This window comes from Shewanella sp. Sh95 (assembly GCF_001308045.1).
Classification (GTDB): Bacteria; Pseudomonadota; Gammaproteobacteria; order Enterobacterales; family Shewanellaceae; genus Shewanella; species Shewanella xiamenensis.
Window position 1 is genome coordinate 1 of sequence record NZ_LGYY01000092.1, and the last position, 12,136, is coordinate 12,136.

Annotated in this window: 12 protein-coding genes and 1 pseudogene; 6 read left to right on the forward strand and 7 right to left on the reverse strand. The window is 46.8% G+C overall.

Translation table 11 applies throughout. The features are described 5' to 3' along the window. Both AEA42_RS22190 and AEA42_RS22875 read left to right on the forward strand, forming a co-directional pair. Positions 1–176, forward strand: a pseudogene (locus AEA42_RS22190) (IS3 family transposase); the annotation flags it as partial. 93 nt (positions 177–269) lie between these two features. Beyond that, entirely contained in the window at positions 270–821 is a 552-nt protein-coding gene (locus tag AEA42_RS22875) for a hypothetical protein (RefSeq protein ID WP_055647291.1), read from the forward strand. A gap of 42 nt (positions 822–863) precedes the next feature. On the opposite strand, the gene AEA42_RS06670 is transcribed toward AEA42_RS22875, so the two are convergent. Continuing rightward, positions 864–1,736 carry a U32 family peptidase gene (locus AEA42_RS06670; RefSeq protein ID WP_055647292.1) on the reverse strand — a complete coding sequence of 291 codons (873 nt, stop codon included), beginning with the start codon at positions 1,734–1,736 and terminating at the stop codon, positions 864–866. Between the two features lie 31 nt (positions 1,737–1,767). Further along, on the reverse strand, positions 1,768–2,769 hold the full coding sequence (locus AEA42_RS06675; protein WP_055647293.1) for a peptidase U32 family protein: 1,002 nt from the start codon (positions 2,767–2,769) through the stop codon (positions 1,768–1,770). Positions 2,770–2,907: 138 nt separating this feature from the next. Here AEA42_RS06675 and AEA42_RS06680 point away from each other — a divergent pair, with 138 nt between their 5' ends. Further along, positions 2,908–3,444, forward strand: coding sequence for an SCP2 sterol-binding domain-containing protein (locus AEA42_RS06680; protein ID WP_055647294.1), 537 nt, complete (start codon positions 2,908–2,910; stop codon positions 3,442–3,444). Between the two features lie 86 nt (positions 3,445–3,530). On the opposite strand, the gene AEA42_RS06685 is transcribed toward AEA42_RS06680, so the two are convergent. Together AEA42_RS06685 and yegQ are read right to left on the reverse strand one after the other, a co-directional pair. Continuing rightward, complete coding sequence (locus AEA42_RS06685) at positions 3,531–3,782, reverse strand: YfhL family 4Fe-4S dicluster ferredoxin (protein WP_011621854.1); 252 nt, start codon at positions 3,780–3,782, stop codon at positions 3,531–3,533. A 3-nt stretch (positions 3,783–3,785) separates the two neighbouring features. After that, on the reverse strand, positions 3,786–5,159 hold the full coding sequence (yegQ, locus tag AEA42_RS06690; protein WP_055647295.1) for a tRNA 5-hydroxyuridine modification protein YegQ: 1,374 nt from the start codon (positions 5,157–5,159) through the stop codon (positions 3,786–3,788). 365 nt (positions 5,160–5,524) lie between these two features. Between yegQ and AEA42_RS06695 the strand changes: the two genes are divergently transcribed. After that, a complete protein-coding gene (locus AEA42_RS06695; RefSeq protein WP_037415376.1) occupies positions 5,525–6,364 on the forward strand; it encodes an HDOD domain-containing protein in 840 nt (279 codons plus the stop codon). 85 nt (positions 6,365–6,449) lie between these two features. After that, positions 6,450–7,979 carry a bifunctional diguanylate cyclase/phosphodiesterase gene (locus tag AEA42_RS06700; protein ID WP_037415378.1) on the forward strand — a complete coding sequence of 510 codons (1,530 nt, stop codon included), beginning with the start codon at positions 6,450–6,452 and terminating at the stop codon, positions 7,977–7,979. Here AEA42_RS06700 and AEA42_RS06705 read toward each other — a convergent pair. Next, positions 7,968–8,381 (reverse strand): thioesterase family protein, encoded by a 414-nt coding sequence (locus AEA42_RS06705; RefSeq protein ID WP_037415381.1) that lies wholly within the window; start codon positions 8,379–8,381, stop codon positions 7,968–7,970. The two genes, AEA42_RS06700 and AEA42_RS06705, sit on opposite strands and share 12 nt — an antisense overlap. A 173-nt stretch (positions 8,382–8,554) precedes the next feature. Then, complete coding sequence (locus AEA42_RS06710) at positions 8,555–9,811, reverse strand: adenylosuccinate synthase (RefSeq protein WP_037415384.1); 1,257 nt, start codon at positions 9,809–9,811, stop codon at positions 8,555–8,557. 135 nt (positions 9,812–9,946) lie between these two features. Between AEA42_RS06710 and AEA42_RS06715 the strand changes: the two genes are divergently transcribed. After that, on the forward strand, positions 9,947–10,852 hold the full coding sequence (locus AEA42_RS06715) for a LysR family transcriptional regulator (protein WP_037415386.1): 906 nt from the start codon (positions 9,947–9,949) through the stop codon (positions 10,850–10,852). A gap of 21 nt (positions 10,853–10,873) precedes the next feature. Here the strand turns inward: AEA42_RS06715 and AEA42_RS06720 are convergent, their stop codons facing one another. Then, positions 10,874–11,695, reverse strand: coding sequence for a transporter substrate-binding domain-containing protein (locus AEA42_RS06720; protein ID WP_055647296.1), 822 nt, complete (start codon positions 11,693–11,695; stop codon positions 10,874–10,876). Between the last annotated feature and the right edge of the window lie 441 nt (positions 11,696–12,136).

The following is a 12,136-nucleotide window of genomic DNA, read 5'->3' on the forward strand; positions in this document are numbered from 1 at the left end:
AACGTCATGCACTGCAAGATGGCGCTATTTTAGCGAAGCGCAAGAAAGTGCTTGAGGCGGCGAAGGAAAGAAAACCGATGCGTTGGTCTACAGAGATCAGAAATTGTGAAGCGGTTGGCGCTGTAACACTCAACCCAGATAAGGCACCAGAAGAAGGCGTAATAAATGCAGCTTAATATTTAAACAAAGAGTGACAACTATCTTGAAAAACACCGGTATTCGGATTTGATTATTCTGAAACACGCTCCTTCAATTTTTTAAATCATACACTGAGTGAATTGGGAACCTATGGCCATTCTAGCTTTGCCGTGGTGCTCAATGGCGGTTTATTTTTTGGCAGTTTAAGCATTGTTTTTTATTGTCTTTCCTCCCTACAGACTGTAAGCGGGTTTTGGGGATATCCTTTCTTTTGCGCTCTAGCACTGACGTTTTTAGCCTTAGCCTGTGTTGGGCTATTTCCAGTCAATGTGTATCACTTGCATATCCTCGCACTTAAATGGTTTTTCTACTTTGGCAGCTTAAGTGCAATTTGTTATCTACTATGGGTGGGATTCGGCTCGCAGCACCGTCAGCGCTTGACGATATTATTAGCGCTGTTGGTATTGCTCAGTATGATGACTTTTCTCTATGTGCCGCTGTTAGCATTGGGCTTAACGGAAGGAGACAGACCTTTCTATCAAGAAATGGTGCTGCAATTGCCAAGGCCCGATTTATGGTGGCCTGCATTGTTAGAGTGGATTGCGCTTGGGAGTTTATTAAGTTGGACGGCGGCGCTACTGCTTACTCCACAGTCACTCGCTCAGGAGCCAGCTCCCGAGTGAGTGATTAAGCTGATAGCCCATAAAGCTATCAGCTTAAGGATTTCAGTAGCCTAAGGATTTCAGTCCTGCCTCGCCAAACCAGTAACCGTTACAGTGCTCATCGCTAAGAGGAAACTGAGCGTCCGTTGCCCTAGTCTTTAACGCCTCGACCAGCGCATCGGCCTGAGTGATACAGGCTAAGCTGCTGGGCGAAACCCGAAACACATCTACGCCAACCTTTATCATTTCATTGATTTCACTGCGTAAATCGACACAGCTGGCCGACTGGGTTTGAATGCCATTTAACCTCAGCAAAGGTTGAGCTTCTTGGGTTTGTGCTAGTAAACCCTTGCTGTATTGGCGGCAAACGGTTTCGCAGCTGTCCTTCGACAAATGTTGATGCCTAGCGGTAAAGCAGCGCGCCGAGTGGGCGAGCGGCAAGTAGCCATGGCCGAGCACTTCGACTTCGAATGCGGGCTTGTTCTCTATCACTTGGCTAAGCCAAGTCTTCGACAGTTCTACCGGCATCACAAAGCGCTGCATACCAAAGCGCTGCAAAATATCTAAACTGGCGCGGTTGTAGTTATTGATGCTGGCGCCGCAGACAAAGGGTAGCTTGTGCTCCTTGGCGAGATACACGGCCGCCATGTCGTTGGCCTCAATGCTAAATTCGCCATTATCGACCTGACGTTTAAGCTCTGTGTATTCCGAGGGCGCTTCGATAAGGGCGAGCGTTGACAGCACTACCTCTTTACCCGCAGATTTCAGCATTTTGGCCAGTTCGAGATAGTCACCAAATTTGAGTTCGCGTCGACGGCTACAGACGGCTTCACCCAAATAAACTAACGGGATCTGACTATTGGCCACCTGCTGGTAAAAGTCGATGACCTGTTGTTTTTCCCAGCAATAGAGCAGTGGGCCGAGGGAAATTTTCATAATCGTTTCTTCTTCGTGGTTATCGCTAGGGCTATTGCCAGTCGCGCTCGTAGGCGCCTAAGGTGGTAATTTGGCCTTCGGAGACTTTAGCAAGGGCTTGCTCCCAATGGGCCTGAGTCTGGAATTTATCTGGCTGATGAAGATAGGTATCAATCGCTTGGCGCCAAACCTTGGTCACCTGTTCTACATAGGCAGGGCTGCGCTGACGCCCCTCAATCTTGAGTGACACTATGCCCGCTTTGGCAAGCTCAGGCAGCAAGCTAAGGGTATTTAAACTGGTGGGGGACTCGAGCAGATATTGCGGTTTATCATCGTCTTGGGTGAGATAACGGCCTTTACAGACGACGGGGTAGCCCATTTGCTCATCGAGCCCTGACTTATCAATCAAGACTTCGTTGAGGCGGGTCAATCTGTCTTTGCCCTGTTCTTGCCAGCGCACGTGTTTCGCTGGCGAGCAAGAGCCACCAGTGTTTGGCGATTGGCCGGTAACATAGGAGGATAAGTGGCAGCGGCCTTCGGCCATAATGCACAGGCTGCCAAAGGCAAAGACCTCTAAATCGACAGGGCTGACCTTGGCTAAGTCACGCACTTGTTTCATCGATAGCACTCTGGGTAACACCACCCGCGCGATATTAAAAGCCTCTTTATAAAAGCTCAGTGCGCCCAAGTTGGTGGCGCTCGCTTGTACCGATAAATGCAGCGGAATATGCGGATATTGCCTATGGGCATAGTCGAGCAGCGACAGATCGGCGACGATTAAGGCATCAACGCCAATGCTGGCCGCCAAGTCGATGGCCTGATACCAACGGTGCTCCTCATTCGGCTTAGGAAAGGTATTTAGGGTGAGGAAGATTTTCTTGCCCCGCTGATGGGTCAAATCGGCGGCTTCCTGTAATTTTGCAGGGGTGAAGTTTAAGCCCGCGAATGAACGTGCATTGGTATCATCCTTTAACCCAAGGTAGACAGCATCGGCTCCGGCCTGCAGCGCCGACTTTAGCGAGGCCAGGTTTCCTGCTGGACACAACAACTCCATAATGGTGCTCCCGATAAAATAACAGGGGCAGAGTGTAGGGAAGATTGAATGGCGGTGAATTGATTTAAAACAGGTTTAAGATCATAAAATCTCGGTAAACTGGGAGATATAGTGTTTTTTATCCTTAGGTAACTGCTTATGTCCGCTGTTTTTTCAGCTAATCTTGCAAAACAACTGCTCGAACTCACCCCAAAACTGATCCGTTTGCCACTCTCTAAAGTGCCCTTTAGCCTCAAGGCTAAGGTGCTAAGCCAACTACTAACACAGCTGCTGGCGTCGCAGGCTGAAGATGGCGAGTTAGATTTTTTGGCAGGTAAGTGGGTTGCGATTCGAGTTGAAGATCTAAATCTGCATTTTGAAGTGAGTTTCGATGGCCGTTGGCAGGTGCGTGAACTGACCGATGCCCAAGTGACATTTAGTGCCAAGTCTGCGGAATTATTGTTGGTTGCGGCGGCGAAAGAAGACCCTGATACGCTGTTTTTCCAGCGTAAACTGAGTATTGAAGGCGATACCGAGTTAGGGCTTGAGGTAAAAAATCTGCTGCTCAGTATCGAATTTGCTAGCTTGCCGACACCCATTCGCTTGAGCGTTGAAAAACTGGCCGATGCCATTGTGCGTTTGCAGCTTGAGGCAAAACCGACGGTGATTTTAGCTAAATCCCCAAGCTTAAGCTGATGCGAACGTGGCTGTAATCAACCGATAAACAAAAGCCCCGCTTAGATTGCGGGGCTTTTTGTTAAGTTTAAACGGCTGACGCTCAATCAAATTTTTTGCGTGAGTATGGCAAATTTGACTAACAGCTCGTCGTGGGACTCGACACGGTTAGGGTCAGGGTCAATACAATCAATCGGACAGACGGAAACACAGGTCGGCTTATCGTAGTGGCCTACGCATTCGGTGCAGCGGTCTGGGTCGATTTCATAGATTTCTTCCCCCATGGTGATAGCCTGATTTGGGCATTCAGGTTCACACATGTCGCAATTGATGCAGCTGTCGTCGATCAGTAATGCCATGCCTTAGCCTGCTTCGTGTGGGTTACGGGTATCCTGACCTTGAGGCAGGTTACGCAGTAAAATGCCGTGGTTCAGATCAACCTCTTTCGGCACGGGCAAGTAAACGGTATGGCCCGAACCTAATCCCGCTTCAACCGCTTCGGCTTTGCGGTTTTCGAGTTGTTCGATGGTGAGGCTGATATTGCCCTGCGGCGTCATTAATTCAACGCTATCGCCGACGGAGAATTTGTTCTTCACTTCGATTTCGGCAAGGCCAGCCAGATTGCGTTTACCGGTTAATTCACCCACAAATTGTTGGGTATCGCTGACCGAGTAGCCATAGTCGTAGTTTTGGTATTCATCATGGACATGGCGACGTAAGAAACCTTCGGTGTAGCCGCGGTGCGCTAAGCCTTCGAGTTGATTCATCAAACTGCGATCGAAGCTCTTGCCTGAGGCAGCATCGTCGATGGCCTGACGGTATAGCTGTGCGGTACGGGCCACATAGTAGAAAGACTTAGTACGGCCTTCGATCTTCAGCGAGTCGATGCCCATTTTGGCCAAACGCTCAACGTGTTGGATTGCGCGCAGGTCCTTAGAGTTCATGATATAAGTGCCATGCTCATCTTCAAACGCTGGCATATATTCACCGGGGCGATTGGCTTCTTGCAGCAGGAATATTTGATCGGTCGCAGGACCCGCGCCTAAGGTCGGCGTCTCGATTTGCACCGTATTAGCTTGTGGCGACAGAGCAATGATATCGCCCGAGTCGGTTTGCTGCGCTTCATGCACATCGTATTTCCAACGGCAGGCGTTAGTGCAAGTGCCTTGGTTTGGATCGCGTTTGTTGATGTAACCCGACAGCAAACAACGGCCTGAGTAGGCCATACACAGGGCGCCGTGGACAAACACTTCTAACTCGATATCGGGGCAACGTTGGCGAATTTCTTCGATTTCATCTAAGGATAATTCACGGGATAAAATCACCCGTTTAATGCCTTGGGTTTGCCAGAATTTGACCGACGCCCAGTTAATGGCATTCGCTTGCACCGATAAATGCACCACCTGCTCAGGGAAAGCCTCACGCACCATCATGATAAGGCCAGGATCTGACATGATCAGCGCATCGGGCTTCATCGCCACTACTGGCTCCATATCTTTGATATAGGTTTTGAGCTTGGCGTTGTGGGGAGCAATGTTACTCACCACATAAAGCTTTTTACCCAGCGCATGGGCTTCTTCGATACCCGTTGCGAGGTTTTCCATCTTAAAGTCGTTATTACGTACCCTTAGGCTGTATCTCGGCTGACCGGCGTACACGGCATCTGCACCATAGGCAAAGGCGTAACGCATGTTTTTCAGCGTCCCAGCGGGAGATAACAACTCTGGTTTAAACATAATGACTCTCGAATTGGTTGGTAGATGGAGGCGCAATGCGCGGGGGCGGCATTTTACACAATCAAAGTAGGCTTATGCAAATTGCTACGTCTAAGATTAGGTATAGTTCGCGTTTTACGAATATACCTACCATTCTTACTCTGACGATCGTGCGAGACCATGAATCCATTTGTGTGTTTCCATTGATTTTCACCTTTAACTTAATCTGAGATATCAAAGCGTAAAATGTTTTGTCGTGAGACTAAATTGATAACAGCGTCATACAAATAATTAACGTCTGATGCTTTTTTCTGCCCATCAAATGATCGTCAACTGATATACTCCAACTATTACCGCTTTATGTTTGCAGATTGATGGGAGCGAAGATGTCTACTGAACATCTACTGTTAGTCGGATTACTTAAAAAATTAAAAGATGATGCCTTAGTATTGCCAACCTTGCCTGAAGTCGCCATGCGGGTGCAAGAAGTGGTGAGCCGCTCAGATGCAAGTCTTAAGCAAGTGGCAGAGGTGATCGGTCAAGATGCGGCCATTTCGGCGCGTATTATTAAAGTGGCCAACAGTGCCTTGTATAGTCGTGGGATTCCCGCCGAGAGTATTAATAGCGCAGTCTCCCGTATTGGCTTAATCCAAATTAAGAGTATTGCGACATCAGTGGCGATGGAGCAGCTATTTATTTCCACCAATGAAATGGTGTGGGAAGTGATGGATGAGGTTTGGCGTACTTCTATCGATGTGACGGCCGCGGCTTGTGCCATATTGCAGATGTACAATAAGCGTCGTCCTAGCCAGTTAAATTTAGACACTTTAACCCTTGCAGGTTTAGTCCATAATATCGGTGCTTTGCCTGTGCTCACTGAGGCGGAGGCCCATCCTGAGTTATTTACCAGTATTGAGCAATTGCGTTCTTTAGTACGTAAAATGCAAGGCCCTTTAGGTCGTGCCGTGTTAAAAAGTTGGGATTTTGCCCCTGAGGTGATGGAAGTAGTTGAGCGATGGGCTGATTTGCCCTATTTACCCGACCATGTTACCTACTTAGATTTTATCCGTGCCGCGGCATTCTACACTGGCGAGTTACGCGCAGGAGCTGATTTTGAGCAGCGGATGGATGTGTTTGTTAGCCGTGGATTACCCGTCTCGGCGAATGACTTAGCAAGTGATGAATTTATGGATAAATTCCATTCAATCAAAGAAAGTTACCAGTAATCCTAGGGCTTAGAAGGAAATTAATCTTGTCCTATGGTGAGGAAATATTGGTCATTAGCTTACGCTGTAAGATTGAGGCCTAGATATGGTTATTCTGGAGTTTATCAGTTTAGCGTTGGTTATCGTTTTGATCGCCGTGCTGTTTCTTTTACGCACAAGATCCCAAGCATTGCGCCAACAGCAGCAATTCTTAGCACAGTTATGCCCTCAACTTGAAAAGCAAAAGACGGACCGAAGCCCACTTAACATTGCTGATGTGCCGCAAGAGTATGCGTCCCTGTATCATTCCTTAAATGAGATGCTCGCTGCACTGCCAGCGGGCATGGGCAAAGATAAGCTGACAGGCTTAAATAATCGTGTGGGACTTAAACGCGCACTGGCTTCGTTAATGCCTATCACACAAGGTACTTTAGTACTTATTGATATTTATCGTTTTCGCTATGTGAACGATCTTTTTGGGTTTGTGTTTGGCGATATTTTGCTAAAACAGTTTGCCGATCGGTTAACTGGCTTAAGCCTAAAGCCGAAACTGATTGCCCGCTTAAATGGTGATGAGTTTTTTCTCTATTATGAGCAGAGTTTGTCGCAGGAGTCGTTGCTGCATTTACGTGGTCGCTTGCAGGTACCCTTTAAAATTAAGGATACGCCAGTCAGTGTGCGCCTACAAATTGGCTGTTTGCAATTAGCGCAGCACCATGCCGACGTGAGTAATATGCTCAGAAGACTCGATTTGGCACTCAAAAAAGCCCGTTCAACTCGAATCGAAATTGCCTGTTACAGTGAGAATGACGATATTCGCCAGCTGCGAGAATTAAAGATTATTGATAGCTTGCCTAATGGTTTACAACGCAATCATTTATACATGGTTTACCAACCTAAGCAGGATGTTGCTTCAGGCGGATGCACTCAGGTCGAGGCATTAATCCGCTGGGAACATGAAGAGCTAGGATTGGTTTCTCCTGGGGAATTTATCCCACTTGCCGAATGCGCGGGTATGATCGATCTCGTTAGCCATTGGGCCTTAGAACAAGTGCTCCAGCAGCAGGTAAAATGGCGATTAGCGGGGATTTCTGTTTGTGTTGCGTTGAATTTATCGACTCGCGATCTCGATAGTGAAACCTTACCCCATGAAATCGATGCGCGCCTAAAGCATTACCAGTTACCGCCAGAATGCTTAATGATTGAAATTACTGAGAGTACTTTGATGGCAGATTTAAATAAAGCCGTTGATACCTTAGCGCAAATCCGCAGCCTTGGGGTAAAACTCGCCATCGATGATTTTGGTACTGGTCATTCTTCCCTCGCTTATTTAAAACATTTACCTGCAAACGAAGTGAAGATTGATAAAGCATTTCTTGAGGATCTGAAACCGAACGAACCCTCTGAATATATCCTTGAGGCCAGCATTAATATTGCTAAAAAACTCGGTTATGAAGTAACGGTCGAAGGCGTTGAAACCCAAGAGGTGCTTAATTTCTTAGTCAAGATGGGCGTCGATCGGATTCAAGGCATATGCTACGCCAAGCCAATGCGGGCAGTAGAGCTTGAGATGCACTGGCATCGACTCCGTCCTGCACCCAAAATGCTTTGCGTCAATATGGGGTCACATTCCTAAGCTTAATTGAGTGATTAACTCTGCTGGCATCGGCGCGAGTTGTCGCGCTTGATTCATACAGACCATTTCAATGGTGGCCGTGACCGCAGGTTTTTTGCCGTTGGGTCGCCAAATTTCCTGCTGCCATACAGTGCGGTATTTACTCTCAAAGTAGAACTTAGTGCGGATATCGATGATGTCGGCAAATTCCACGCCTTCGTGGCACAACATATCACTGCGATACACGGCGAAACCTAATTGTTGCTGTTGCCAGAGCTCGCGTAAACGCTCGGCGCCAATCACATGCTCACGGGCACGCTCGAAGTATTTCAAAAAGTTCGGGTGATACACCACACCAGAAAAGTCGGTATCTTCGTAGTAAATTTGCACAGGAAAAGAATAAGTCGGGCTAAATTGCGGCATAAAATCATCGATATAGGATTATTCATTTGAGCGCAGTCTAGCGGTTTATTTTGTGAAACAAAACCCAAGAGAGTCGCTCAGTCCCATTGGAATGGGGGATGAGTATAAAAAGCAAAAGTAAAAAGCCATATTCGCCGAAACGAATATGGCTTTTTTGTAGGGTAATCGATGCGTTAGCGAATGATCATTTGATCGCGCTCAGGTCCAACTGACACCATGCTGACGCGCACGCCCATGAGGGCTTCGATGCGTTCAACATAATGTTGTGCAGCCTTTGGCAGACTTTCGAAGGTACGGCAAGTGGTGATGTCTTCACTCCAGCTTTCCATTTGCTCGTACACTGGGCTTAATGCAGCCGTTTGTGGCCAAATTGGGTTCTCAGTGTGCTCACCGTCGTAGGCAACACAAATCTTGAGATCTTTCATGCCTGTCAGGCAGTCAATCTTGGTCAGGGCGATTTCAGTTGCTGCTTGCAGCTCAACACCATTACGAGTCGCAACGGCATCGAAGTAACCCATATCACGTGGACGACCCGTAGTCGCACCAAACTCGTTGGCGTTTTTACGGAAGTCATCCTGCTCTTCCATCGCGGTAACTAAAGTACCTGTACCGACAGATGAGCTAAAGGCTTTGGCTACGGCAATGATGCGCTCTGGGCGCAGCGCGGGTAAGCCACTGCCTAAACCTGCGAAAGCCGCCGTCACGTTAGAAGAGGTTGTGTACGGATATTCACCGTAAATTAAGTCACGACCTGCGCCTAATTGCGCTTCAAACAGTAAGTTAGCATCTTGTTTTTGCAGCGCTTTTAATGGCTCTGTCACGTTACAGATAAAGGGACGCCATGGCGCGGTGACATCTAATAACCACTGAGTCATTTCGGCGGCAGTTTGGGAGAAGTCACAGCTTGGATAGAGCGCCTTTAATTGTGGTAGCTTCCAATCAAGCATAAATTGAATGCGCTCTTGCAGCACTTCGGGTTGCTTTAACCAACCAACCAGAATGCCTTTTTTCATCACGCGATCGCCATAGGCTGGAGCGATACCTTGACGGGTTGAACCGTAGGCCAGATCGCCTAATCGTTGTTCTTCTAAGGTATCTTCCAGTGCGTGGATCGGTAAGCAAAGGGTTGCGCGGTCAGAAATGCATAATTTAACTTCAATGCCAGCCGCTTCGACTTCGGCGATCTCAACACTGAGTTTTTCAGGGCTGATCACCATGCCAGGACCAAGTACTGCAACGCAGTTTGGATTGAAAATACCGCTAGGTAATTGGTGTAATTTAAAGGTGCCATAGTCGTTTACGACTGTATGGCCTGCGTTGTTACCGCCTTGAAAGCGAACACTCGCAGCAGCATCAGCGGCTAAATAATCTACGATGCGGCCTTTGCCTTCATCACCCCAATTTGCACCCACAACTACGATAGACGGCATAACATCATCTCCACAGGAATTAAGCGGTTATGCTAGACCCCGTTATCGAATAAGAGAAATTAATTATAGTTATCACATCGATAAGAAAGTCATATATCATGACGCAATTGGGAATGATGGATGGAGATAAAAGCAATGCTCGAACTTCATTGGCTAAAAACCTTTGTGACATTGGCTGAGTGTAAACACTTTGGTAAGGCAGCTGCGGCGCTGCATATGACACAGCCCAATGTCAGCCTGCATATCAAACAACTTGAGCAGAACACGCGGGTGAAGTTGATTGAACGTAATCCGTTTAGGTTAACTCAGGCGGGGTTCCGTTTGCTCGAGAGCAGCCAGAAGACCTTGATGGAGTTGCAAGTGTGTCAGGCGGATCTCAATGCCATCAACGATCTTAGCCAAGGTACCTTAACCATAGCGGCTAGCGACATCATTTCTCGCTTGTTGTTAATTCAGCCTTTTCAATTGTTTAAAGCGGAATTCCCCGGGATTGATTTTTCCCTGCTCAATACTACTTCGTTTCAAGCCTCTGAACTGGTCACCAATGCCGAGGCGGATTTAGGTTTTGTTATCGCTCAAAAGGAAAGTCAGCCGCTACATTTTACTGAGTTGCAGCAAATCAAATGGTGCGCACTTGGGAATAATTTAGCGCTATGGCAGCAGAGTCAAGGGCGTGATGATATGCCATTAGCGGAGCAACCTACCTTGATTTTACTTGGGCACGATACCCGTACCCGCGAGCTGCTTGATCCCGCCTTACCTAGCTTAAATTTGCCTCGTTATCGGATTATGGAAGTCGGCAGTGTTGATGCACAAATCGATTGGGCTGAGGCTGGTTTTGGGGTGGCTATTGTGCCTGAGTTTTCTATTTACACTAAGACAAACTTAAAGAGTAAGGTGACACCACTGCCGGATTTTCCAAGTACAAGCCTAGGCTATATTGTGCGCCAAAATCAGATTTTATCTAAAGCCATTAAACAGTTATTGCAGTGGGTCAATCAAGAGATTATCCGCATTCAAGGGCAGAGTGTGGGGAGCTAACTTCAAGGCTGGATTAGGTGATTAGTTAGCACTCAACAATTGCAGATATTGGCCATTTTCTTTCAGCATGGATAAGCCTTGATCGAGGGCTTTAGCTAATAACGCAGCTTTAGGGTTTTCCTTCGAGAACGCTAAATAAATCTGACTGCTGTGGTTATTGAATGCGGCAATCACTTCATCGGTTACCCCCATGTTTTGCAGTTTTTCTTGTGCGACAAGATCAAACATAACAGCAGCATCGATTCGGCCAATCAGCAGTAAATTGATTAGTTGTTGTTGGGTGGCGACGGTGACGAGATTGAGTTGGCGTTGTTTGACTAATTCAGGAAATTCATCGCCATACTCATAGCTTTTTATCACCCCAATAATGCTACCTTTTGGGATTTTCCATTTATTTTCTGCAATTAACGGACGCTGTTTTCGTTGGTAAAAAGAGGCTTTGGCAATAAATAAAGGTGTATTACCAAACACAAATCGCTGCTCGGTACTGGCTTCTCTTGTGACATTAAATACTCCATCGACAGCCCCTTTTTCGGCCATCATCAAGGCTCGGCTGTAGGGCACAACAAGACTATTGACCTCAATGTGAGCTTGTTTAAATGCGGCTTCGATCAGTCGATGAGAAATGCCTTGGCCAAACTGGTTTGCAAATGGGGGCCAACTGTCTTCGGCTGCTAAGGTAACAGTCTGAGATGAGGAGTTTTGTATAACATTTTGACTTTCTTGAGCTTTAGCTTGATGGCTGACTAAGAATAACAATAATAGTGAGGTACTCAGTAAAAAAAACAGTGTCGAAAAACGTCGCTGCTCAATTTTAGCCTTGGTCTCACCGCAAACACGCATTTTATGTCCATATTAGCCTATTCCTAATGGGGTAACTTATAGCATAAGTCTTTATTATGAGGCCAATTATTTTGAGCTGTGCATGGAGAATTGTGAGCCTCACTTTACCTACTGATAACGAGTAAATGGTACCTATTAGACTAGAAGTCGTGAAGGCGAAGATGGCTAGCTGGTGTGCTAGGGTTAAAGATATGATGATTTATCTGACGCTATCTCGGTTTAGCCTTTCAAAACCTCAAGTTGAGCGTGTTTTTTTATATTGTTATTCAATGTATTGGCTTAGTTTTGATTCAGCGATTATAGGCCGTTAAGTACTGAAGAATCCCCTGATGATTTACAAATAAATCATCAAATTAGGGTGGAAGCGCATCTTGTTGCATGATCAAATGGTTTCGCTAAAAACTACACTTGGACAACAAGATGCGCGAAGCCAATATCCTA

Excerpts from the sequence above, each read along its gene's own strand:
- AEA42_RS06670 (WP_055647292.1), bottom strand. The coding sequence starts at position 1,736 with ATGAAAATTTCCCTCGGCCCACTGCTCTATTGCTGGGAAAAACAACAG.
- AEA42_RS06675 (WP_055647293.1), bottom strand. The coding sequence starts at position 2,769 with ATGGAGTTGTTGTGTCCAGCAGGAAACCTGGCCTCGCTAAAGTCGGCG.
- AEA42_RS06680 (WP_055647294.1), top strand. The coding sequence starts at position 2,908 with ATGTCCGCTGTTTTTTCAGCTAATCTTGCAAAACAACTGCTCGAACTC.
- AEA42_RS06685 (WP_011621854.1), bottom strand. The coding sequence starts at position 3,782 with ATGGCATTACTGATCGACGACAGCTGCATCAATTGCGACATGTGTGAA.
- yegQ (WP_055647295.1), bottom strand. The coding sequence starts at position 5,159 with ATGTTTAAACCAGAGTTGTTATCTCCCGCTGGGACGCTGAAAAACATG.
- AEA42_RS06695 (WP_037415376.1), top strand. The coding sequence starts at position 5,525 with ATGTCTACTGAACATCTACTGTTAGTCGGATTACTTAAAAAATTAAAA.
- AEA42_RS06700 (WP_037415378.1), top strand. The coding sequence starts at position 6,450 with ATGGTTATTCTGGAGTTTATCAGTTTAGCGTTGGTTATCGTTTTGATC.
- AEA42_RS06705 (WP_037415381.1), bottom strand. The coding sequence starts at position 8,381 with ATGCCGCAATTTAGCCCGACTTATTCTTTTCCTGTGCAAATTTACTAC.
- AEA42_RS06710 (WP_037415384.1), bottom strand. The coding sequence starts at position 9,811 with ATGCCGTCTATCGTAGTTGTGGGTGCAAATTGGGGTGATGAAGGCAAA.
- AEA42_RS06715 (WP_037415386.1), top strand. The coding sequence starts at position 9,947 with ATGCTCGAACTTCATTGGCTAAAAACCTTTGTGACATTGGCTGAGTGT.
- AEA42_RS06720 (WP_055647296.1), bottom strand. The coding sequence starts at position 11,695 with ATGCGTGTTTGCGGTGAGACCAAGGCTAAAATTGAGCAGCGACGTTTT.